Consider the following 22751-nt stretch of genomic DNA (forward strand, 5'->3'; position numbering starts at 1 on the left):
CCGGCGCCCGCCCCGCGGCCGGGCCGTACGCTTTCCCCGTGTCCTTCTTCGGTGATCTGCGGACCGTGCTGCGCGGGCCCCGCTTCCGCCGGCTCTTCGGCACCCGCCTGGTCTCGCAGTTCGCCGACGGCGTCTACCAGGCGGGGCTGGCCGGCTACGTCTTCTTCAACCCCGAGCAGCACACCGCGGCCGGCGACGTCGCCGCCGCGTTCGCGGTGCTGCTGCTGCCGTTCTCGGTGGTCGGCCCGTTCGCCGGGGTGCTCATCGACCGCTGGTCCCGCCGCCAGGTGCTGCTGGTCTCGGCGCTGGTGAAGGCGGTGCTGGCCGGGCTGACCGGGGTGCTGGTGGCGGCCGGGGCCGACGGCGCGGCGTTCCTCGCCGCGGCGCTGGTGCTGCTCAGCGTCAACCGGTTCTTCCTGGCCGGGCTCTCCGCGGCGCTGCCGCACGTGGTCCCGGCCGACCGGCTGATGATGGCCAACGCCGTCACCCCCACCTGCGGCACCGCGGCGAGCTTCCTCGGCGCCGGGGTCGGCGCCGGGCTGCGGCTGGCCGGCGGGGACGGCGCGTCCGGCACCGCGGCGGTGCTGCTCGGCGCCGGGGTGTTCTTCGCCGCCGCGGGGGCGGTCGCGCTCACCCTGGGCCGCCGGGAGCTCGGCCCGGACCTGGCGGAGGCGCCGCCCCGGGTGCGCGAGGCGGTGCGCGGGGTGCTCTCCGGGCTGGCCGACGGGGCCCGGCACATCCTCTCCCGGCGCCCGGCCCGGTACGGGCTGGCCACCATCGGCGGGCACCGGTTCCTCTTCGGCGTCTCCACCCTGATGACGCTGCTGCTGTACAACAACACCTTCACCGCCGGCGGGGTGGCCGGGTTCGCCGGGTTCTCGGTGGCGCTGGCCGCCTCGGGGGCCGGGTTCCTCGCCGGGGCGGTGGCCACCCCTGGGCGACCGCGCGGATGTCGCCCGGGAACTGGATCGCGCTGCTGCTGGGCTGCGGGGCCGCGGTGCCGCTGGTGTTCGGCCTGCCGTTCTCGCCGGCGCTGTTCCCGTTCGCCGCGTTCGGCCTGGGGGTGGTCTCCCAGGGCGTCAAGGTCACCGTGGACACGCTGGTCCAGCGGTACATCGACGACGCCTACCGGGGACGGGTGTTCTCCGTCTACGACATGCTGTTCAACGCCTGCTTCGCGGCGGCCGCCGCGGTGGCCGCGGTGGCCGTGCCGCCCTCCGGGGCGAGCGCCGCGGTGCTCTGCTGCATGGCCGCGGGCTACGCCGCGATGGCGGCCGGCTGGGCGGTGTACGCCCGCGGCGGCGGCGCGCCCGGGGTCGCCGGACCCGCCGGGGCCGGCCGCCGGGCGCGCTGAGGCCGGCGGCCGGCCCCGGGAGGACCGGGCGCGCGGGCCGCCGGAGCAGGGCGGCTACCCCTCCGGGAGCTCGATCCCCTGCGCCGCGGCCCAGGTGCGCAGCTCCGCCTCGGCCGCCTCGGCGCCCATCGGCCCGTTCTCCAGCCGCAGTTCGAGCAGGAACCGGTAGGCCTTGCCGACCAGCGGCCCCGGCTCGATGCCCAGGATCCGCTGGATCTCGTTGCCGTCCAGGTCCGGCCGGATGCTGTTCAGCTCCTCCTCTTCGGAGAGCCGCTCGATCCGGTGCTCGATGTCGTCGTAGGAGCGGCTCAGCGCCGCCGCCTTGCGCCGGTTCCGGGTGGTGCAGTCCGCCCGGGTCAGCACGTGCAGCCGCTGCAGCTGGTCGCCCGCGTCCCGGGCGTAGCGGCGAACCGCGGAGTCGGTCCACTCGCCCTTGCCGTAGCCGTGGAAGCGCAGGTGCAGCGCGACGAGCTTGCCGACGTCGGCGACCACGTCCTTGGGGAAGCGCAGCGCGCTCAGCCGGTTCTTGCTCATCGAGGCGCCGACCACCTCGTGGTGGTGGAAGGTGACCCGGCCGCCCGACTCGAACGCCCGGGTCTTCGGCTTGCCGATGTCGTGCAGCAGCGCGGCCAGCCGGAGCACCAGGTCGGGCTGCATGCCGCGGGCCCGCTCCAGGTCGATCGCCTGGTCCAGCACGGTCAGCGAGTGCTCGTAGACGTCCTTGTGCCGGTGGTGCTCGTCGATCTCCAGGCGGAGCCGGGGGATCTCCGGGAGCACGTGCTGCGCCACCCCCAGCTCGACCATCTGCTCGATGCCGGTCCGCGGCGCCGGGCTGAGCATGAGCTTGGTGAGCTCGTCGCGGATCCGCTCGGCGGAGACGATGGAGAGCCGGCCGGCCATCTCCCGGGCGGCCTCGCGGACCTCCGGGACCGGTTCGAAGCCGAGCTGGGCGGCGAACCGGACCGCGCGCATGATGCGCAGCGGGTCGTCGCCGAAGGAGTCCTCCGGCCGGCCCGGCGTGCGCAGCCGCCGGGCCCCGAGGTCCTCCATCCCGCCGAACGGGTCGACGAAGGCCCGGTCCGGCAGCCGCACCGCCATCGCGTTCACCGTGAAGTCGCGGCGCCGCAGGTCCTCGGTGAGCGAGGTGCCGTAGTCCACCTCCGGCTTGCGCGACTTGGGCGAGTAGGACTCGCTGCGGTAGGTGGTGATCTCCAGCTGCAGGCCGTCCTTGCGCAGCCCGACGGTGCCGAAGTCGATGCCGACCGTCCACACCGCGTCGGCCCAGCCGTCCACCAGCTCCAGGATCCGCTGCGGGACCGCGTCGGTGGTCAGGTCGAAGTCGTGCACCTCCCGGCCGAGCAGTGCGTCCCGCACCGGGCCGCCGACCAGGGCCAGCTCGTGGCCGGCCGCGGCGAACCGCTCCCCCAGCTCTCGGGCGGCCCGGTCGATGGCGGCGAAGACGCCGGCGACGGCGTCCCGCTGGTCGGCGGTCAGCTCGGACGGCGCCCCCTCGGGGCGCGGGTTCTCACCTGGAAGCGCAGTGTTCGGCACAGCTCTCGAGGGTAAGTGGCCTTCCCCCGCGGTGCGAATCGGCGGCCCTCCCCCGGGGCCCCGCCGTTGCACTTCGGGACCGGCTCCGCGAGAAGGTATCGTCGATCCCATCGGCACGACCGGACCGCTCCCTCGCGGCGGCGCCGCGTGCCCGATCGAACCGGCCACGGCGTCAGCGTTGCGCGGCACCCCCGCCCGGCCACCGTCAACCCGACTGGAAACCTTCTGGCGTGCGTCGATTTGCTCACCTGGGCGCGGTCGTGGCCACGACCGCGGTCCTGATCCCGGCACTGGCCGGCTTCTCTCCTGTCCGGACCCCGTCGGCGGCCCCGGCCGAGACCGACCCCGATGAGGCGCCGCTCGTCATCGACGCCATCACCCCCGAGGCGGTGGAACCGGACAGCACACTGCGCATCACCGGGGAGATCACCAACACCACCGGCGCCGCCCTGGACGACCTGGCGATCCGGTTCCGCTACTCCGGCTACCCCTTCCACGAGCGCGCCCAGATCGCCGAGTTCGGCGAGGGGCAGGGGGACGGCCAGACCCCCGCGCGCGGCCCCTCGGTGGACGTCGACGGCCCCCTGGAGCCGGGCGAGACCGCCTCCTTCACCCTCAAGGTCAAGGCCGGGAAGCTCGGCCTGGACGGCTTCGGGGTGTACCCGATGGCGGTGGAGGCGCTGGAGGGCGGCTCGGAGATCGCCACGGTCCGCAGCTACCTGCCCTACGAGGGCGAGAAGGCCCCCTCCCCCGTCGACATGGCCTGGGTCTGGCCGCTGATGGACTACCCCCGGCGCACCGACGACGACACCTTCCTCAGCACCGACCTGTCCGCCAGCGTCGGGCCGAACGGCCGGCTGGGCCGGCTGCTCACCGTCGGCGCCCAGGACGACTCCCTCACCCTGGACCCGAACGAGGCCGCCGACCCCGAGGAGGTCCCCGAGCCGGAGGAGAGCGACTCCGCCCAGGACACCACCTCGGCCCCGGCCTCCGACGACGCCGACCGGGTCCCGGTCACCTGGGCGGTCGACCCCGGGCTGCTCTCCGACATCGAGCGGCTGGCCGCCGGCCCGCACCAGGTCCTGGAGGACCCCTCGGCCGCCGGCGACGCCCTGGAGCCCCCCGCGCAGACCCGCGAGGCCGACCCCGCGGCCCGGGTCTGGCTGGACGGCGCCGCCTCCGCCCTGGAGAACGGGCACGTCATCGCCACCCCCTACGCGAACCCGGACGTCTCCGCGCTGCTCGCCGCCGACCTCGGCGCCGACCTGGACGACGCGGCCTCCCTCGGCCGGGACGCCCTCGCCTCCGCGCTGGGCGTCGAGGCCGACGGCGCCTACGCGCTGCCCCCCGACGGCCTGGTCGACCAGGCCACCCTGGACTTCTACGCCGAGCAGGGCGCCACCCGGTTCCTCGTCTCCGACGCCCAGATGCCCCCCCAGCCCTGGGTCGAGCACACCCCGGACGCCGGCGCCGAGCTGCCCCTCGGCGGTTCCGGCGAGGGCACCGCCCTGGTGGTGGACAGCGGGATCACCGACGCCCTGGGCCGGCCCAGCCGGGACCCCGGCGAGGCGGCCCTGGCCCGGCAGCGGTTCATCGCCGAGACCGCGATGATCAGCGGGGAGCACACCGGCGGCGACCGCACCGTGGTCGCCATGCCGCCGACCGCCTGGAACCCCGACCCGGAGTTCGCCCGCTCCGTGCTGGCCGCCTCCGAAGAGCTGCCCTGGGTGGACGCGGTCGAGCTGGGCGACGTCGAGCCGCCCTCCGGCGACTCCGAGCGCCAGGAGCCGTCCGGCGGGGCGGTGAAGAAGGCCCGGCTGGACGGCGACCACATGGAGGCGGTGAAGGACATCCGCGGCTCGGTCCGGCTGTTCAACAGCATCCTGGTGGAGGACGTCGACCCGTTCCGCCCCGCCGTGCTGCGCGCCGAGTCCGCGGCCTGGCGGGAGGAGGAGAGCCGCCGCCCGCTCTCGGTGCGGCTCGTCGGCAGCGCCGTCCGGGCCGGCCTGGGCAAGGTGCGGATCATCCCCACCGAGCCGGTCACCCTGGCCAGCAAGACCGGCACCATCGGCGTCATCATCGCCAACGACCTGGACGGCGAGGACCTGGCGGTCGAGGTCAAGCTCTCCATGTTCTCGGAGAACTCCGAGCGGCTGAGCATCGGCGACTACACCGACGAGATGGAGATCGGCCCGGGCCGCAAGACGACCGTGTACGTGCCGCTGAACGCGCGGATCAACGGCCGCACCATGCTCTACCTGAGCCTGCAGAACTCCATGGGCGAACCGATCTCCAGCGAGGAGACCCTCACCTCGGTGAACGCCACCGGCCTGGGCAACCAGGCGATGATCATCAGCGGCATCGGCGCACTGGTCCTGGTGGTCGCGCTCACCCCGCGGGCGCTGCGCAAGTGGGCCCGCAAGCGCGCCGCCGCCCAGGGCGGCCCGACCGGCGGCGAGGACGGCTGAGGCGCGCGCCCGCCTCCCGTCCCGCCGGCGAGCACCACCAGCGAAAGGAGCCTGCCCGGTGGCAACCGACACCGTCGACGGCAGCGACGACAGCGCACAGAGCGACTCCGGCTCCGGCGGCGGATCCGGGGGCGGCGCGATGCGCTCCAGCGCCATCATGGCCGTCGGGACCATGGCCTCCCGGATCACCGGCTTCGTGCGGACCATCGTGCTCGCCGCGGCCCTGGGGACCCAGCTCCTCGGCGACGCCTACAACACCGCCAACACCATCCCGTTCATCATCAACGACCTGCTGATCCAGGGGCTGATGGCGAGCGTCATAATCCCGTTCCTGGTGAAGCGGCGGAAGGCCGACGCCGACGGCGGCAAGGCCACCGAGGACCGGCTGTTCACCGCCGCGGTGGTGCTGCTGCTGGTGGTGAGCGTCACCGCGATGGCCGCCGCCCAGTGGCTGCTGGCCATGTACGCCGGCGGGTTCACCGACGAGCAGATGCAGGTCTCGGTCTACCTGGCCCGGTTCCTGCTGGCGCAGATCTTCTTCGTCGGCCTCAGCGGCCTGATCAGCGCGATGCTCAACACCCGGGACCGGTTCGGCGCACCGGTGTGGGCGCCGGTGCTGAACAACCTGGTCATCATCGCGGTCGGGGTCGCGTTCATCCTGGTCGCGGCGCCCGGCCGCACCCCGGAGAACATCACCTCCGGTGAGCTGACCCTGCTCGGCCTGGGCACCACCTGCGGCATGGTCGCCCAGACCCTCGCGCTGGTGGTCTCGCTGTGGCGGACCGGGTTCCGCTGGCGGCCCCGGCTCGACCTGCGCGGCTCCGGCCTGGGCGAGGCGCTGCGCACCGCGGGCTGGATGTTCCTCTACACCTGCACCACTCAGGTGGGCTTCCTGATCACCACCAACATCGCCAACCGGGCCGGCAGCCAGAGCGTGGAGCAGGGCTACGGGGTCGGCGCCGGCCTGACCGCCTACAACTACGCCTACCAGCTCTTCCAGCTGCCGTACGCGATCATCGCGGTCTCGCTGATCACCGTGCTGCTGCCGCGGATGAGCGCGCACGCCCACGACGGCCTCTGGCACGAGGTGCGGGACGGCTTCTCCCGGACGCTGCGGGTCTCCGCGCTGTTCCTGGTGCCGCTGGCGCTGGCCATGGCGGTCTACGCGGTGCAGCTCTCCGTGGTGGTGTTCGCCCGCGGCTCCACCTCCGCCGCCGACGCGCACAACATCGGCGTGGTGCTCGCGGTGATGTCGCTGGGCCTGGTGCCGTTCACCGTCTTCCAGCTGATGCTCCGGGTCTTCTACGCGATGGGCGACACCCGCACCCCGGCGATGATCAGCATCGCCAACGTCGCGGTGCACGGCGTGCTGGCGGTCTCCTCGTCGCTGCTGCTGCCGCCGAACCAGGTGGTGGTCGGCGTCGCCGCCGGGTTCATGCTCTCCTTCGTGTCCGGCCTGGTCATCGCGGGGACGATCCTCAGCGCCCGGCTCGGAGGGCTTGACGGGCGGCGCATCCTGGGCACATTGTTGCGTCTGCACCTGGCGTCGCTGCCCAGCGTCGCCGCCGCGGTCGGCGTGCTCTGGCTGTTCACCCGCTGGTTCGGCTCCGGGCTGCTCACCAACCTGGGCGCCCCCGCCGCCGGCTGCCTGATCGGCGCGCTGCTGTTCCTGCTCTTCGCCCGGCTGCTGCGGGTCCAGGAGCTGCAGTCCGCCATCGGGCTGGTCCGCTCCCGGCTGCGGCGCTGACCGGGGGCGCGGCCGGGGCCGACCGGTTCCGGCCGCGCCCGCCTCCGGGCGCGCGCCCGCCCGGCCCGCACCCGTATCCTCTACTCTCCGCCCGCCGACGCCCGGCCTCCGGCGCCCCCGTCTCCCTGCCACCCGGGACGCGGGCCGCGGTCCGGGATCCGCTCCCGATCACGATTGCGCTCCCCCGTGGCCAAGGACCAGACCGACAGCGAGAACGGCCCGCGCTCGCGCCTCCTCATGCCCGAGGAGGTCCTCGACTCGATCGAGCGCTCCGAACCGGACGACCGCCCCGAACCGGGGCTGACCACGGTCCGGGACCCCGCCGAGATCGGCGACCTGGGCACCGCGGACCGGGCCGGCGAGGAGGGCGACGAGATCGGCGGTGCCGCGCACAGCGCACCGCCGAACCTGATGCGCTCCAGCGCCGTCATGGCCGTCGGCACGGTGTTCTCCCGGCTCACCGGCTTCGGGCGGACGCTGGTGCTCGCCGCGGCGCTGGGCACCCAGCTCCTCGGCGACGCCTACCAGACCGCGAACATGGTGCCGTTCGCCGTCTACGACCTGCTCATCGGCGGCCTGCTGGCCAGCGTCTTCGTGCCGTTCCTGGTGAAGCGGCGGAAGGCCGACGCCGACGGCGGCGACGCCACCGAGCAGCGGCTGTTCACCGCGATGCTGCTGGCGCTGTTCGCCATCACCCTGGTCGCGATCCTGGCCGCGGAGTGGCTGATCCGGATCTACGCCGGCGAGTTCACCGCCCCGCAGCACGAGGTCGCGGTCTACCTGGCCCGGTTCCTGCTGGCGCAGATCTTCTTCATCGGCGCCAGCGGCATCGCCAGCTCCATGCTGAACGCGCGGAACCGGTTCGCCGCGCCGATGTGGACCCCGGTGCTGCAGAACCTGGTGATCATCGGGGTCGGCCTGCTCTTCCTGAGCACGGCCGGCTCGGGCGGCACCCCGGAGAGCGTCACCGAGGCCCAGCTCACCCTGCTGGGGGCCGGCACCGCCGCGGGGCAGGTGCTGCAGACCGCGATCCTCGCCTGGTCGCTGTGGCGGGCCGGGTTCCGCTGGCGGCCCCGGCTCGACCTGCGCGGCGCCGGGCTGGGCGAGCCGGTGCGCACCGCGGGCTGGATGATGCTCTACATCGGCATCGTCCAGGCCGGGCTGCTGGTGACCACCAACGTCGCCACCCGGGCCGGGGTGCGCGCGGCCGAGGCCGGCGAGTCGCTGGCCGGCGCGGGCATCACCGCCTACCAGTACGCCTCGCTGATCTACCAGCTGCCGTACGCGATCATCGCGGTCTCGGTGATCACCGCGCTGCTGCCGCGGATGAGCGGGCACGTCGCAGAGGGCCGCAAGGACCTGGTCCGGCTCGACTTCTCCCGCGGGTTCCGGCTCTCCTCGGTGCTGCTGGTGCCGATCTCGGTGGCGATGGTCGTCTACGCCGTCCCGTTCTGCGTGCTGCTGTACGCGCGCGGCAGCACCTCGGTGCAGGACGCGCAGAGCATCGGGATGATCCTGATGGCGTTCTCGGTGATGCTCATCCCGTTCACCCTGTTCCAGCTCCAGCAGCGGGTGTTCTACGCGCTGGGCGACACCCGCACGCCGTCGCTGATCGCGATCCCCGCCGAGCTGGCGCACGCGGCGCTGGCCGTCGCGCTGCTGTTCCTCGCCCCGCCGCACCTGATCGTGGTGCTGCTCCCGGTCGCCTATGGCATGTACTACATCGTCGGCTCGCTGATCGCCTGGCGGATGCTGTCCCGCCGGCTCAACGGGCTGGACGGCCGGCGGACGCTCCGCACCCTGCTGCGGCTCTACGCCGCGTCGCTGCCGAGCGCGGTCTTCGCGGTCGCGATGATCTTCACCTTCGGCCTGCTGCCCGGGACCTACCTGCCCTCTGTGCTGGCCATGGCGGTGGGCGGCGCGGTGGGCGCGGCGGTGTTCGTTCTGGTGGCCCAGCGCCTCGGCGTGACAGAAGTCACAACTTTCTTCGGTATGGTACGAACCCGCCTACTCCGTCGCTGATCACCCGGACGACGTCACGGCGCGTAAGCAGAGGAAGGAGGGTGAAGTGCGGCGAGTGCGGTGTACTTGTCCTCCTGGGACGTCGTCCGAGCGTCCTAGCATGGAACAGCAGTTCTCCCCCTCCGCACCCGAGTATGACCGAGCTGCCCGAAGGGAGGTCAGGGACAGCCGACATGGCCGGCCCCAGCGCCGAGACCGAACCGGCGCCCCCGCGCCCGTCCCGCTGGTCCCCCGGTCGTCGTGTCCGTCACTCCCGGAATGAGCACATCCATGATCGAGCCGGGCGCACGGCTCGCAGGCCGCTACCGCCTTGACGAACTGGTGAGCGAGTCCGAAGGCGCAGCCTTCTGGAAGGCCACCGACGAGACCCTCGCCCGGCTGGTCGCCGTGTGGACCTTCGCCGAAGGCTTCCCCCGCACCGCCGAGGCGGTGCGCGCCGCACGCGCCACCAGCCGGATCGCCGACTCCCGGGTCACCCAGGTCTTCGACGCCGACGACTCCGGCGCGACCCCCTACGTGGTCGAGGAGTGGGTCGTCGGCCAGTCGCTGACCGACCTGCTCCGGCAGGGCCCGCTGGAGCCGGACCGGGCCGCGGGCCTGGTCGCCGAGGCCGCCGAGACGCTGGCCACCGCCAACGCCACCGGCCTGTTCCACCTCAACCTCACCCCGGACAAGCTCATCTGGAGCGTCGGCGGCGCGGTGAAGCTGACCGGCATCGGAGTGGACGCGGCGCTCCGCGGCATCAGCACCGAGCAGCCGGCCCGCGCCGACGCCCAGGGGCTGGGCAGGCTGCTCTACGCGGCCCTCACCGGGTACTGGCCCGGCCCGCCCGGCGTCGACCTGCCGCCCGCGCCGCTGGTCGACGGCTCCCCCCGCCGCCCCACCCTGGTGCGGCCGGGGATCCCGCCGCGCTACGACGAGCTCGTCGGCCGGTCCGCCTTCCAGGCCCCGGTCGGCCCCGGCCCGGTGGGCAGCGCGCGCGAGGTCGCCGAGGCCCTGGCCGACGTTCCGCGGCTGGTGCCGATCCCGGTCTCGCCGGCGCACGCCCCGGCGGCCCCGCCGCCCGAGCGCGGCACCTCCCGCGACTCCGGCCAGTTCCCGTCCTCCCCGTCCCGGCAGCACTCCGGCGGCTCCGGAGGGCGCGGGCACGGCCGGCGCGCCGCGGCCGCCGAGCCGCCCGCCGGGCGCCGCGATGAGCGCTCCCGCGTCCTCCCCCGGGCGCTGATGGGCGTCGCCGCGCTGGTCGTCTTCGTCGGCGTGGTGGTCGGCGCCTGGCACGTGGGCAGCTCGATGAGCGGCTCCGGCACCGAGGGCACCGAGACCGGCGGCAGCCAGCAGGCCTCCGGGGACGACCCCGCGGAAGAGGCGCGGCTGGAGGCCCTCGCCCCGGACGGCGCCGACGTCTACGACGAGAGCGGCGACGGCGACCACGCGGACAAGGCCGGCCTGACCATCGACGGCGACGCCTCCACCGCCTGGAAGACCTCCACCTACCAGGGGCCCGATTTCGGCCGGCTCAAGCCCGGCATCGGCATCGTCCTGGACATGGGCGGCAGCGTCGAGGTGCACCGGGCCGACCTGAACCTCGGCGGCGGCGGCCACGACGTGGAGATCCTCGTCGGCGACTCGGCCGAGCGGGACTCGATGACCGTGGCCGGAAAGGCGTCCGGCGCCACCGGGGAGACCAGCATCGAACTGGACGACCCGGCCGAAGGCCGCTATGTGCTCGTATGGTTCACTGACATCCCCCAGGTCGACGGCGGATGGCGGGGGAGCATCAACGAAGTAGAGCTGCACGGGAAAACGTGACGAGGCTGATGGACGCAGTCCAGGAGCTCCCGGACAAGGAGCTGTTGTCCCGACACGCTCGCGGCGACGACCAGGCCTTCAATGAGCTGGTCCGTCGGCACCGCGAGCGCATGTGGGCTGTCGCCGTCCGGGTCCTCGGCGATCCCGAGGAGGCCTCCGACGCGCTCCAGGACGCGTTCCTGTCCGCGTTCCGCGCGGCCGGCCGGTTCCGCGGCGAGGCCCAGGTGAGCACCTGGCTGCACCGGATCGTGGTGAACGCCTGCCACGACCGGATGCGCCGGCGCATGGTCCGCCCCGCGGTGCCCACCGACGACGCCACCCTGGACGTGCTCTCCAACGAGCGGGCCAAGGCCACCTCCAGCACGCCCGACCCCAGCGGCCGCAGCGACTCGGCGATGGACGTGCGCGCCGCCCTGGACAAGATCCCCGACGAGCAGCGGATGGCCCTCGTCCTGGTGGACATGATGGGCTACCGGGTCGACGAGGCCGCCGGGATCCTCGACGTGGCCCCGGGAACCGTGAAGAGCAGGTGCGCCCGGGGCCGGGCGAGACTCCTGCCATATCTCGCCCATCTCCGGAACCCTGAACGCCCCCGAGACGTCACATCTCCGAGAGGAGGTGACGGGAGATCGTGACGTCTCATGTGGACGCGGAGACTCTCGCCCTATCGGCCGAAGGGCTGCTCGACGGCGACGACGAGTCCTCCGTCCGGGCCCACGTGGCCGAATGCGCCGAATGCGCCGCGCACCAGGCGGCGCTCAGCGAGGTTTCCCTGGCCCTCTCCGAGGCCCCCCTGCCACCGCTCCCCGACTCCGTCGCCCAGCGGTTGGACGAGGTGATCGGCGCCGAGGCCGAGCGCCGCCGGGCCGAGGGCGACGCCTACCCGGCGCAGGACGAGGGCGACCCCGACGACACCGCGACCCAGCTGCGCCGCGCCAGGGCCCGGGCCCGCGCGGCCGCCCCCGGCACCGCCGAGTCGAACGTGGTCCCGTTCCGCCCCCGGCGCACCGGGCGCTGGCTGCCCTACCTCGCCGCCGCGGCCGCCGCGGTCTTCGTGGTCGGCGCCGGAGCCGCGGTGATGCGCGGCTTCCTCAACGACTCCGCCCCGGACGGTGCGGCCGCCCCGCAATCCGACGGCAACGGCCCCGCGGCGATCCAGCCCTACCAGCCGCTGACCGCGGAGAGCGGCACCTCCTACACCGAGGACGGGCTCGCGGCCCAGGCCGGCGAGGTCCTCTCCGCCGCCGGGCCGGGCCTCGGCTCGGGCACCGGCGCTGAGAGCCTGCAGGAGGGCGGGCGGATCGGGACCCTCCCCGCCGCCCAGCAGCCGCCCGCCGAGCTCTCCTCGTGCATCACAGGGCTCTCGGCGGCCTCCGAGGACGACGAGCGCAAGCCGGAGCTGGTCGACGTGGCCGAGTACGCCGCCACGGGGGCCCCGCCGGCCCCGGCCTGGGTGCTGTACTACCCGGCCGAGGGCGGCGCCGTCGAGGTCGTGGTGGTCCCCGCCGAGTGCTCCGAGGGGAGCGCCGCCGCCTCGGTGCTCGCCCGGACGACCGTCGAGGCCCCCTGAGCGTCGACGCACCCTGACCGCCGGCGCCCCCTGAGCGGGGCGCCGCGGCGGCGGCCCCCGTCCGCGCTCCCTCCGGGTGCCCGCGCAGGTCACACCGCGGCCCGGCCGCAGTGGGAATGGCCCGCCCCTACCATCTGTTGGTAGTGAACGACCTGCCAGAGGGCCGCCCCGACCGGGCGGCCCCCAGTGCCGAGTGAAGGGCCGACGAGCGTGAGCGACGTCCGCAACGTAATCATCATCGGATCCGGGCCCGCGGGCTATACGGCCGCGGTCTACGCGGCCCGCGCCGACCTGGCACCCCTGGTGTTCGAGGGCTCGATCACCGCGGGCGGTGCGCTCATGAACACCACCGAGGTGGACAACTTCCCCGGGTTCCCCGACGGCGTCATGGGGCCCGACCTCATGGACAACATGCGCAAGCAGGCCGAGCGGTTCGGGGCCGAACTGGTCGCCGACGACGTGACCGAGGTCGACCTCGCCGCCGAGCCCAAGGTGGTCAAGGTCGGCGACGAGGTGCACTACGCCAAGAGCGTCATCATCGCCACCGGCTCCGGCTACCGGGAGCTCGGCGTCCCCGGCGAGAAGGAGTTCTCCGGCCGCGGCACCTCCTGGTGCGCCACCTGCGACGGCTTCTTCTTCCGCGACCAGGACATCGTCGTGGTCGGCGGCGGCGACACCGCCATGGAGGAGGCCACCTTCCTCACCCGGTTCGCCAAGTCGGTGACGGTCGTGCACCGCCGCGACGAGCTGCGCGCCAGCAAGATCATGCAGCAGCGCGCGTTCGACAACGAGAAGATCCGCTTCGTGTGGAACTCCGAGGTGCTCGAGGTCCTCGGCGACACCAAGGTGACCGGGGTGCGGCTGCGCGACCGGGTCAGCGGCGAGGAGAGCACGCTGGACGTCACCGGCGTGTTCATCGCGATCGGCCACGACCCGCGGGTGGAGCTCTTCACCGGCCAGCTCGACCTCGACGAGGAGGGCTACCTCTCGGTGGAGCACCCCACCACCAAGACGAAGATCCCCGGCGTCTTCGCCTGCGGCGACGTCGTGGACCACATCTACCGCCAGGCCATCACCGCCGCCGGCACCGGCAGCTCCGCCGCGCTGGACGCCGAGCGGTACCTGGAGGCCCTGAACGACCGCGCCTGACCGGCGCCGCCCCGGGCAGGGCCCGCCGAACAGGCCCGAGCAGACCCTTCCCCGATCCGAGGAGTGAACCCCGTGTCCGACGTCAAGTCCCCGATCAAGAAGGTCACCGACAAGACCTTCGTCGCCGAGGTGCTGCAGAGCGACAAGCCGGTGCTGGTCGACTTCTGGGCCGAGTGGTGCGGCCCGTGCCGCCAGGTCGCCCCGATCCTGGAGGAGATCGCCGCCGAGCACGGCGACAAGATCACCATCGTCAAGCTCAACATCGACCAGGAGCCGGAGACCACCCGTGAGTACGGGATCATGCAGATCCCGACCATGAACGTCTTCCAGGGCGGCAAGGTCGCCAAGCAGATCATGGGCGCCAAGCCCAAGCGCCTGCTGCTCAAGGACCTCGAAGAGTTCATCTGATCCGCACGCGCGGACGCGCGGAGGCCCCCGGGGACGGTTCCCCGGGGGCCTCCGCTCTTTTCGGCGCCTCTCCCCGGGGCCGCGCCGGAGGCATCGCCGGCGCGGAGGAGGAGCCTGCGGACGCCGCTCCCGCCCCGCCCCCTTCCGGCCGCCCCTCGGCGGGCGCCGGATTCTCCATGGGCGCACGCACCGGTGAAACCGGCCGCGGACGGTCAACGTCCTATCGAGCAGAGGAACGCCGCGCCCCGCCCCCGCCACGTCCCCTCTCAGGAACGGCCGGGCACGAAAGCGCCCTTTCCCCCGGAAGGCTCCTCCCTCACGATGCTGCGCATCCACTTCACCGACGCCGACCTCGCCCGCACGCGTGTCGCCGACTCCCCCGACCCCCTCTGGGAACTCGTGATGAGCCTGCACCGGCTGCAGAACCGCCAGGGCCGGTCCGGACTGGCCGACTGGTACACCGCGGCCCGGCGCGACCTGGCCGGCTCCGGAATCTCCGCCGATGTGAAGAACCGGCTCGTCCCGATCGCCCCCCGCTCCCAGTACTTCCCCGACTTCCTCACCCCGCCCGAGGCCGCCGAGGGCCTCGAGGCCGGGCTGGAGGCGATCGCCGCCCTGCCCCGCCGCGAACTCGACCACCAGCTCGGCCGGGTCGCCGCGGACCGCGGCCGCCTTCCGGGCTGGGTCCGCGCACTGGGCGACGGCGACGCCCGCGCCCGGAACGAGCTCCTCGACCTGCTCCGCGGCTACCACCGCACCGTGCTGGAGCCGCACTGGGACCGGATCACCACCGCCGCCGACGCAGACCGGGCGGCGCGCGCCCGCACCGTGCTCAGCGGCGGGACGGACGGCCTGCTCTCCGGCTTCGCCCCGATGATGCGCTGGGAGCCCCCGGTGCTGCACGTCACCTACATCGACGGCGACGACATCGACCTGCACCTGCAGGGGCGCGGCCTCCGCCTGATCCCCTCCTACTTCTGCCGGCAGAAGCCGGTCGCACTGGCCGACCACGACCTCCCGCCGGTCCTGGTCTACCCGGTGTACAACGGAACGGCCCTCCCGTCCGCTCCCGCTCCGGACCGGGCCGCCGAGGCGCTCGGCGCGCTGCTCGGGACCACCCGGGCGGCGGCACTGGCCGCGGTGGCCGACGGGGCCACCACCGGGGAACTGGCCGCGCGGCTGTCGATCTCACCGGCCGCCGCCAGCCACCACACCCGGGTACTGCGCGACGCCGGACTGATCATCAGCATCCGCGAACGCAACCGGGTGCTGCACACCCTCACCAGCACCGGTTCCGACCTGCTCTCGGCGCCCGCCGGCTGAGCATGCGGAGCCGGCCGGGAGCGCCCCTCTCTCGCTCCCGGCCGGCTCCGGCGCGCCGAGCCCGCGTTCCCGTCCCCTGCGGACCCGGCGCCGCGAGAGAACCGCGCCCCCATGGTGCAATCCGGCGCCGCCGTACCGCCAGGCTTTTCGATCCTGGTCGAAAAACGCCGCTCAGGGCGGGTCCGGCCGATCCGGAACGGCGGGGGAAGGCGCGGGCGGACGTCCCCGCCGGAACCGCGCGCGGTTCCGGCGGGGACGTCCTGAGCGTTCGGCCCGGCGGGCCGACCCGACCGGTCAGCCGCGGGGCCGCGCCGTCAGCCGGTGCCGCGGGAGGCGTCGGCGCTCCCTCCGGCGGTGCTCCCTCCGGCGATGTTTCACGTGAAACCGAGCGGGTCCGCCACCCGCTCGCGGATCTCCCCGAACCGCCGGGCGAAGGCGTCGCCCGGACAGGCCGTGTCCCCCCAGTCCCGGTGCATGGCCACCGCGTCCGCGGTCCGCTCCGCTCCAGTCACCGGGTTGACGTACTTCACCTTGGCGCCCGGGTCGACCCCGGTCAGCAGCGCCAGGGTGCGCAGCACCCGCACCAGGCGGTCCCGGGCCGCACGGCTCGGCTGCGCCGAGGTGTAGTCGCCGAGCAGGCAGATCCCGATGTTCCCGGAGTTGTAGCCGACGGCGTGCGCCGCGGTCACCGACTTCGCGGCGCCCGGGAGCGGCGGCGCCTGGAAGACCGGCACCGCCCCGCCGGCCACCCGCCCCTCGTACACCGTTCCCTCCGGATCGATGAGCAGGTGGTAGCCGATGTCGCCCCAGCCGTTCTCCACCGTGTGCAGCCGGTAGATCGCCCGCATCGTCTCCCGGGGGTCCTCGGCCACCGGCATCGCCGCGTGGTGCACGGTGAAGACCTGCACCGGGTGGTACTCCCGCGGCCAGCTCTCCGATCCGTCCTCGCCGTACCGGAGCGACTCGTCCGCGCCCCAGCCGGCCCGCGTCACGTAGCGCAGCGGCGGCAGCTCCTCCGCCACCCCCTCGGTGGAGAGAACGCCTTCGGCCTCGCCGCGCATCTGCACCCGCTCGCCCTCCCTGGTGTCGATGGCGGCCGTCTGCACCGTGCGCCCTCCGGGGGCCTCCACCTCGTAGCCGACCGCGCCCTCCGGTGCCGGCAGCACCCCGCCGTCGCTCCCGCCGGAGTCCGGGCCGTGGCCGCCGAACCGGACCGGCCGCCACGGCCCCGGCCCCTCATCGGTGAGGAAGCGGACCTGGAGCCCCTCCCCTCCCGCCTCCTCCGGTACGAACGCGACGTGGTCGAAGGGGCCGTCCGGGCGGACCGCCTTCCCCGCCTCGGCCGCGAGGCGGGCCACCCGGGTGCGCGGCGCCCCGACGCCGGCCCCGCTCGCCGCACCGGTGGCGGTGACCGGGGCGGGCTCCCGGAGCGCCCCTCCCAGCAGCCCGGCGCCGACGAGCGCCCCCAGGGCGCCCACGCCGGTGAGCACGAAGTTCCTTCTGCGCACCTTCTCCCCTTCCTCTCCGTACAGTGCTCCTCCGTACAGCGACGCCCGGCCCGCCGACGAACGGCAGGCCGGGCGTTCAGGAGAGTCTAGGGACGGGAGTGCCGCCCGCGCAGTCCTTTTCTTCGGTATTCCGGGCTTTAGTGCCCCGCTTCCAAGCGACTCGCTCCGGTGCTCGGCTTCCAGATGACTCGCCCCGGGCGGTGCGGGGCGTCAGTTCTCCGGGGCCATCGCGGTGATGATCCGCTCCAGGTCCTCCTGGGTGGCGAACTCGACCACGATCTTGCCCTTGTTCCGGCCCATGTTGACCTTGACCCGGGTGTCGAAGCGGTCGGAGAGCCGGCTGGCGATCTCCTCGATCTCCGGGCTGGGCTCCGCCTTCTTCGGGGCGGCCCGCCGGGGGCGGGACGGCTCCTCCCCGGTCTCCCCCAGCGCGATGAGCTCTTCCAGGGCGCGGACCGAGAGGCCCTCCTCCACGATCCGGCGGGCCAGGCGGTCCTGGGTCTCGGAGTCCTCCACCGAGAGCAGCGCCCGGGCGTGCCCCGCGCTGATCACCGAGGCGGCAACCCGGCGCTGGACCGCCGGGGAGAGGTTGAGCAGCCGGAGGGTGTTGGTGATGTGCGGGCGGGAGCGGCCGATCCGCCGGGCCAGCTCCTCGTGGGTGGCGCCGAAGTCGTCCAGCAGCTGCCGGTAGGCGGCCGCCTCCTCCAGCGGGTCGAGCTGCTGCCGGTGCAGGTTCTCCAGCAGGGCGTCGCGGAGCAGGTCGTCGTCGTTGGTCTCCCGGACGATCGCCGGGATCCGGTCCAGGCCGGCCTCCTTGCTGGCCCGCCAGCGCCGCTCCCCCATGATGAGCTCGTAGCGCTCCGGCCCCAGTCTGCGCACCACCACCGGCTGCAGCAGCCCCACCTCGACGATCGAGGCGCGCAGTTCGTCCAGGGCCTCTTCGTCGAAGTGCTTGCGGGGCTGGCGCGGGTTGGGCGCGACCGATTCGACCGCGACCTCTTCCAGGTAGGCCCCGCCCACCATCTGCTGCGGGGCGCCGTCCGGGGCGGGGGCGGAGGGGCCGCTCCCGTTCCCCTGGGCGCCGCCGATGGCGCCGTCCGTCGTCTGAGTGGCCACCGGCCCCTGCGGTATGAGGGCACCCAGCCCCTTGCCGAGGCCGCGCCGCTGCTGGCTCACCGACGTCTCCTTTCAGGTCCCGTCATCCGAGTCCGTACTCTCACAGCCCGGTGCCCGTCTCGGCCCGGTGGGCGATCTCGCGGGCCGCCTCCATGTAGGCGACGGCACCGGTGGATCCCGGGTCGTAGGTCATCACGGACTGCCCGTAGCTCGGCGCCTCCGAAACCCGGACGCTGCGCGGCACCAGTGTCTTCAGCACCAGGTCTCCGAAGTGCCGGCGGACCTCGTCGGCCACCTGGGAGGCGAGCCGGGTCCGGCCGTCGTACATCGTCAGCACGATGGTGGAGATGGCGAGCGAGGGGTTGAGGTGCGACTTGACCAGATCGACGTTGCGCAGCAGCTGGCCGAGCCCTTCCAGAGCGTAGTACTCGCACTGGATCGGGATCATCACCTCTTCGCAGGCGACCATCGCGTTGACGGTGAGCAGCCCCAGCGAGGGCGGGCAGTCGATGAGGATGTAGTCGAGCTCATCGGTGTCGTAGGCGGCGAACGCCCGCTTCAACCTGGACTCCCGTGCGACCAGGGAGACCAGCTCGATCTCGGCACCGGCCAGGTCGATGGTGGCCGGCACGCACCACAGGCCGTCGATGCCGGGAACCGGCTGCGCCAGGTCCCGCAGTTCTTCGTCTTCCACAAGGCAGTGGTAGATGGACCTGGAATTCCCGCCCCGCTCCATACCGAGGGCGGTGGAGGCGTTGCCCTGGGGGTCCAGGTCCACGACGAGCACCCGGTTGCCGTGCATCGCCAGCGCGACCGCGATGTTGACGGTCGTCGTGGTCTTACCGACGCCGCCCTTCTGGTTCGCGACGCTGATGACCCGGCAGGAGCGGGGGCGCGGCCAGTCCTCTTCCCCGTGCCCCCGGACCGACATGGCGGCCCGCGCCGCACGCGCTATCGGGGTGTCCAGGGGGATGTCGTCGTAGTCGGCCCCGGTTTCACGTGAAACATCGATGCCGCCGTCGGAGTGGTTCTCGGGCACGAATGAGTTCACCTCTTCCGTCCGCGCTTCTTTCTTCCACCCGCGGCCCGTCGCGACCGAGACGGGGCGGGGCGATCGATCTCAGACGTCACCGTGACGCGAACGACCGTGGTAGCTGGATCGACCTTACCCTCACCCACCCGGATCACATCTGCAACGCTGGCGCGTAGTTTCGACAAATCCGCGCGGGCCGCCTCCAGCTCGCTCTCCGCCTGCTCCCCCTTGAGCGCCAGCAGCGCCCCGTCCTTGCGGAGCAGCGGCAGCGCCCAGCCGGCCAGCCTGGCCAGCGGCGCGACCGCGCGCGCGGTCACCACGTCGGCCCGGAGCTCCTTCTGCTCTTCGGCCCGGCCGCGGACCACCCGCACGTTGGGCAGCTCGAGCAGTTCCACCGCCTCCCGCAGGAAAACGGTGCGGCGCAGCAGCGGCTCCAGCAGCGTCACCTCCAGGTCCGGGCGGAGGATCCCGACCGCGATCCCCGGCAGCCCCGCCCCGGAGCCGATGTCCACGACCTCCGCCCCGGTCGGGATGATCTCCTCGACCACCGCGCAGTTGAGAATGTGCCGCTCCCACAGCCGGGGGACCTCGCGCGGCCCGATCAGGCCGCGCTCCACCCCCGCCCCGGCGAGGAGGTCTGCGAAGCGGCTGGCCACGGGAAGACTGTCACCGAACAGCGCGACCGCCGACTCGGGCGGCGCCACACGCCGGTCAGCACCCGAGGTCATCTGTCACCACCTTGGTCTCTTGGTTGATTCACCGACGGATCGAAGGCACGGCGGCTCGATCCACCGGAAACGGGATCGGCCGGGACCGCCGACAGGGCGATGCGGAGAGGGACCTGCGAAGCACCCCCCACGATCTTATGCGTGCGCGGCCTCCGCCTGTTTCACGTGAAACATCGCGCGTCCCCGCGCCAGGGCCGCCCCGGCCCCGCCGCCACCCCTCCCCTTCTTTCCCTCCGCCACCGAACGGGGGAACGGAGTGGAGCGGAACGGCAGCGGGACCGGCCGAACCCCCGGAACGGCAAAGCGCCCCCGACCGGTGTCGAGGGCGCTGAGCGTCGTTGACCGCTCGGGCGGCGCTACTCCGCGGGGAGGACCACCACGTAGCGGTAGGGCTCCTCGCCCTCGGACTCGCTGCGCAGGCCGGCCGCCGCGACGGCGTCGTGCACGACCTTCCGCTCGAACGGGGTCATCGGCTCCAGCGGCTTGGCCTCTCCGGACTTGGCCACCTCGGCCGCGGCGTCCGCACCGACCCGGGCCAGCGCCTTGCGCCGGCCCTCCCGGTAGCCGCCGATGTCCAGCATCAGCCGGCTGCGGTTGCCGGTGCCCCGGTGCACCGCGAGCCGGGTCAGCTCCTGGAGCGCTTCGAGCACTTCACCGTTCTCACCGATCAGCTCGTCCAGGGTGGCGCCGACCACGGAGACCATGGCCCGGTCGCCCTCGACGTCCATGTCGATGTCGCCGTCGAAGTCGGCGATGTCCAGCAGGCCCTCGATGTAGTCCGCGGCGATGTCGCCCTCGTTCTCCAGGGCCTCGATGTCGACGGACTCCTCCGGGGCCTCCGCGACCGCGACGCCGCCGCTCTCCTCCGAGCGTTCCGTGTTGCCGTTGCTCACAGCGTCCTGACTCCTCTACCTACCGATCCGACCCTGACCCTTCGGCCCTACTTCCCCGAGCGACCGCCGGAGCGCTTCGACCGAGACTGCTTCTTCGGCTGCTTACGCTCGATCTTAGGCTGTTCGACCGGCTCGGGAGCGGTCTCCTTGCGCTTGCCCAGCAGCCCCTTGGCCGACCCGTTGGCGGCACCGCCCTTGGCCGAGCTCTGCGCCTTGGCCTCTTCGCTGCCGGGAGCGGGGAACTTCCGGTAGAGCAGGTGCTGCTGCCCCATGGTCCACAGGTTGGAGGTGACCCAGTAGAGCAACACGCCGATCGGCATGCCGAGGCCGAACAGACCGAAGGCCGGCGCGATGTACATCATGATCTTCTGCGACTGCATCATCGGGTTGTCCGGCATCTGGTTGGCCGTCCGCTTGATGCTCTGCCGCATGGTCAGGAAGGTCGTGGTGCCCATGATGACGCAGGCGACCACGATGACGATCTTGGCCAGGAGCGGGTCGGACCCGAAGGCCTCCAGCTCCTCGCTGGAGCTGGTGAACTGCGCCGCGATCGGCACGTGGAAGATCAGCGCGCCGCGGGCGCTCTCCACCAGCTGCTCGGTGAAGCCGTACTGGGCCTGCCCCTGGGCGACCGAGCGGAGCACGCTGAAGAGGGCGAAGAAGACCGGCATCTGCAGCAGCAGAGGCAGGCACCCCATGATGGGGTTGGTCCCGCTCTCCTGATAGAGCTTCATCATCTCTTGCTGCTGGCGCTGCTTGTCGTTCTTGTAGCGCTCGCGGACCTTCTGCAGCTTCGGCTGCATGTCCTGCATCTTCCGCTGCGTGTTCATCTGCTTCACGAACAGCGGGACCATGATGAGCCGCATCAGGACCGTCAGCGTGACGATCGACAGGCCCCAGGCCCATCCCCCGTCGGGGTCCAGCCCCAGCATGGTGAGACCCGAGTGGATCTGGATCAGCACCCACCCGACGATGTTGTAAAGCCAGTCCAGCACCGGCCAACTCCCTTTTACTTCGGTTCAGCTACGGGTGCGCAGGGCCGGGCTCGGCCGAGCCCTCGGACCCCCCGCCCGAGTCCTTCGCCTTCTTGTCGCGGACGTCCTTGCGCGGAGGGACCGGGTCGAGTCCTCCCGGGTGAAACGGATGGCATCGGGCGATCCTGCGCACCGCCAGCCACAGCCCTCGGAGCGCTCCATGGGTCTGGAGCGCCTGCACCGCATAGGTGCTGCAGGAGGGGTAGAAGCGACAGACCGGCGGGAACAGCGGCGAGATGAAACGCTGATAGCCCCTGATGGGCAGGATGAGCGCCCGCGCCAGGGGGTTCGGTCTGTCATCGGTCATCGGTCCGCCTGGTGGTCTCCGCCGCGCCCCTTCCGGCGGCGCGGTGCACCGCTGCGGGGGCGCCGTGCCGCTGCGAGGGCACCGTCGAGGTGCTCGGCCAACGTCTCGTATCCGAGGCGCGCCGCTGCAGGTTTGGCGCGCACTACCAGCAGGCTACCCGGCTGCAGGGAGGCGATCCGATCGCGCATCAGGTGCCGCAGGCGGCGCTGCACCCGCTTGCGCACCACGGCGCCGCCGACCGCCTTGCTCACCACGAAACCGACCCTCGGCGGGTCGGTCCCGGGGGTGCCGGGGGCCATCAGGATCACACCGAGCGATTCCCGTCCGGCCCGGCGCCCCTTGCGCATGACGAGGCCGAATTCGGCACTGCGCCGCATGCGGTTATGAGGCGACAACAACGGATCGGTCCTTGAACACAAGAAGGGGACCGGCTGCCTTGCGGGCAGACCGGCCCCGGAGTCGACGGCTGCGCCGTGGTCAGTGGCTCACGGTCAGGCTGGCGCGCCCCTTCTTGCGGCGGGCGGCGACGATCGCGCGGCCGGCACGGGTCCGCATGCGCAGCCGGAAACCGTGGACCTTCGCACGGCGCCGGTTGTTCGGCTGGTACGTACGCTTGCTCACTGCTGGGCTCCAGGGCGTCTAAGAGGTCTTCGGCGCGGCTCCGCAATCGGTGCCGCATCATGTCCTGCTCAACAACGTCGCGGGGACGTTCGAGGCTAGGAACATCGCCC

General features: G+C 72.9%; 19 protein-coding genes and 1 pseudogene. 10 read left to right on the forward strand and 10 right to left on the reverse strand.

All coding sequences use genetic code 11. From position 1 onward, the window contains the following. Window positions 1-38 precede the first annotated feature (38 nt). A pseudogene (locus D459_RS32585) lies at window positions 39-1354 on the forward strand (MFS transporter). 54 nt (window positions 1355-1408) lie between these two features. On the opposite strand, the gene D459_RS0123920 reads toward D459_RS32585, so the two are convergent. After that, window positions 1409-2905, reverse strand: coding sequence for a CCA tRNA nucleotidyltransferase (locus D459_RS0123920; protein WP_017595533.1), 1497 nt, complete (start codon window positions 2903-2905; stop codon window positions 1409-1411). Between the two features lie 230 nt (window positions 2906-3135). On the opposite strand from D459_RS0123920, the gene D459_RS0123925 reads away from it, so the two are divergent. The 9 genes from D459_RS0123925 (at window position 3136) to D459_RS0123965 (ending at window position 15401) form a co-directional block, all read left to right on the forward strand. Further along, complete coding sequence (locus D459_RS0123925) at window positions 3136-5373, forward strand: DUF6049 family protein (protein ID WP_152523094.1); 2238 nt, start codon at window positions 3136-3138, stop codon at window positions 5371-5373. Window positions 5374-5431: 58 nt separating this feature from the next. After that, window positions 5432-7120 (forward strand): murein biosynthesis integral membrane protein MurJ, encoded by a 1689-nt coding sequence (murJ, locus tag D459_RS0123930; RefSeq protein ID WP_017595535.1) that lies wholly within the window; start codon window positions 5432-5434, stop codon window positions 7118-7120. Between the two features lie 186 nt (window positions 7121-7306). Next, complete coding sequence (gene murJ / locus D459_RS0123935) at window positions 7307-9142, forward strand: murein biosynthesis integral membrane protein MurJ (RefSeq protein ID WP_017595536.1); 1836 nt, start codon at window positions 7307-7309, stop codon at window positions 9140-9142. Between the two features lie 258 nt (window positions 9143-9400). Then, the gene (locus D459_RS0123940; RefSeq protein WP_026120711.1) at window positions 9401-10951 is read left to right on the forward strand and encodes a protein kinase family protein; all 1551 of its coding nucleotides are present in this window, start codon (window positions 9401-9403) and stop codon (window positions 10949-10951) included. A gap of 8 nt (window positions 10952-10959) precedes the next feature. Then, window positions 10960-11586, forward strand: a complete 627-nt coding sequence (gene sigM / locus D459_RS0123945; protein WP_026120712.1) for an RNA polymerase sigma factor SigM — start codon at window positions 10960-10962, stop codon at window positions 11584-11586. After that, window positions 11583-12521, forward strand: coding sequence for an anti-sigma factor family protein (locus D459_RS0123950; RefSeq protein ID WP_026120713.1), 939 nt, complete (start codon window positions 11583-11585; stop codon window positions 12519-12521). The genes sigM and D459_RS0123950 overlap by 4 nt, the downstream gene beginning before the upstream one ends. A 210-nt stretch (window positions 12522-12731) precedes the next feature. After that, window positions 12732-13670 carry a thioredoxin-disulfide reductase gene (gene trxB / locus D459_RS0123955; RefSeq protein ID WP_017595540.1) on the forward strand — a complete coding sequence of 313 codons (939 nt, stop codon included), beginning with the start codon at window positions 12732-12734 and terminating at the stop codon, window positions 13668-13670. 72 nt (window positions 13671-13742) lie between these two features. Next, window positions 13743-14078 (forward strand): thioredoxin, encoded by a 336-nt coding sequence (trxA, locus tag D459_RS0123960; protein WP_017595541.1) that lies wholly within the window; start codon window positions 13743-13745, stop codon window positions 14076-14078. Window positions 14079-14399: 321 nt separating this feature from the next. Then, the gene (locus D459_RS0123965) at window positions 14400-15401 is read left to right on the forward strand and encodes an ArsR/SmtB family transcription factor (RefSeq protein WP_017595542.1); all 1002 of its coding nucleotides are present in this window, start codon (window positions 14400-14402) and stop codon (window positions 15399-15401) included. A 374-nt stretch (window positions 15402-15775) separates the two neighbouring features. Here the strand turns inward: D459_RS0123965 and D459_RS0123970 are convergent, their stop codons facing one another. The 9 genes from D459_RS0123970 to rpmH form a co-directional block, all read right to left on the reverse strand. After that, window positions 15776-16909, reverse strand: a complete 1134-nt coding sequence (locus tag D459_RS0123970) for a peptidoglycan recognition protein family protein (RefSeq protein ID WP_241485115.1) — start codon at window positions 16907-16909, stop codon at window positions 15776-15778. Between the two features lie 210 nt (window positions 16910-17119). Then, window positions 17120-18085 (reverse strand): ParB/RepB/Spo0J family partition protein, encoded by a 966-nt coding sequence (locus D459_RS0123975; protein ID WP_017595544.1) that lies wholly within the window; start codon window positions 18083-18085, stop codon window positions 17120-17122. Window positions 18086-18125: 40 nt separating this feature from the next. Continuing rightward, entirely contained in the window at window positions 18126-18956 is an 831-nt protein-coding gene (locus tag D459_RS0123980; protein WP_193790296.1) for a ParA family protein, read from the reverse strand. Window positions 18957-19072: 116 nt separating this feature from the next. Continuing rightward, window positions 19073-19786: a 16S rRNA (guanine(527)-N(7))-methyltransferase RsmG gene (rsmG, locus tag D459_RS0123985; protein ID WP_017595546.1), complete on the reverse strand. Its 714-nt coding sequence runs from the start codon at window positions 19784-19786 to the stop codon at window positions 19073-19075. Between the two features lie 356 nt (window positions 19787-20142). Further along, window positions 20143-20679 carry a Jag family protein gene (locus tag D459_RS0123990; protein WP_017595547.1) on the reverse strand — a complete coding sequence of 179 codons (537 nt, stop codon included), beginning with the start codon at window positions 20677-20679 and terminating at the stop codon, window positions 20143-20145. A gap of 47 nt (window positions 20680-20726) precedes the next feature. Continuing rightward, window positions 20727-21674 (reverse strand): membrane protein insertase YidC, encoded by a 948-nt coding sequence (gene yidC, locus D459_RS0123995; RefSeq protein WP_017595548.1) that lies wholly within the window; start codon window positions 21672-21674, stop codon window positions 20727-20729. A 28-nt stretch (window positions 21675-21702) separates the two neighbouring features. Continuing rightward, window positions 21703-22020 carry a membrane protein insertion efficiency factor YidD gene (yidD, locus tag D459_RS0124000; protein ID WP_017595549.1) on the reverse strand — a complete coding sequence of 106 codons (318 nt, stop codon included), beginning with the start codon at window positions 22018-22020 and terminating at the stop codon, window positions 21703-21705. Beyond that, complete coding sequence (rnpA, locus tag D459_RS0124005) at window positions 22017-22418, reverse strand: ribonuclease P protein component (RefSeq protein WP_026120715.1); 402 nt, start codon at window positions 22416-22418, stop codon at window positions 22017-22019. The genes yidD and rnpA overlap by 4 nt, the downstream gene beginning before the upstream one ends. A gap of 79 nt (window positions 22419-22497) precedes the next feature. Then, entirely contained in the window at window positions 22498-22641 is a 144-nt protein-coding gene (gene rpmH, locus D459_RS34645; RefSeq protein ID WP_081620687.1) for a 50S ribosomal protein L34, read from the reverse strand. Window positions 22642-22751: the final 110 nt, after the last annotated feature.

It is taken from the genome of Nocardiopsis potens DSM 45234 (genome assembly GCF_000341105.1).
Taxonomy (GTDB): Bacteria; Actinomycetota; Actinomycetes; order Streptosporangiales; family Streptosporangiaceae; genus Nocardiopsis_A; species Nocardiopsis_A potens.

Coding starts and splice junctions, on each gene's coding strand:
- D459_RS0123940 (WP_026120711.1), top strand. CDS start 9,401: ATGAGCACATCCATGATCGAGCCGGGCGCACGGCTCGCAGGCCGCTAC.
- sigM (WP_026120712.1), top strand. CDS start 10,960: ATGGACGCAGTCCAGGAGCTCCCGGACAAGGAGCTGTTGTCCCGACAC.
- D459_RS0123965 (WP_017595542.1), top strand. CDS start 14,400: ATGCTGCGCATCCACTTCACCGACGCCGACCTCGCCCGCACGCGTGTC.
- D459_RS0123980 (WP_193790296.1), bottom strand. CDS start 18,956: ATGTCGGTCCGGGGGCACGGGGAAGAGGACTGGCCGCGCCCCCGCTCC.
- rsmG (WP_017595546.1), bottom strand. CDS start 19,786: ATGACCTCGGGTGCTGACCGGCGTGTGGCGCCGCCCGAGTCGGCGGTC.
- yidD (WP_017595549.1), bottom strand. CDS start 22,020: ATGACCGATGACAGACCGAACCCCCTGGCGCGGGCGCTCATCCTGCCC.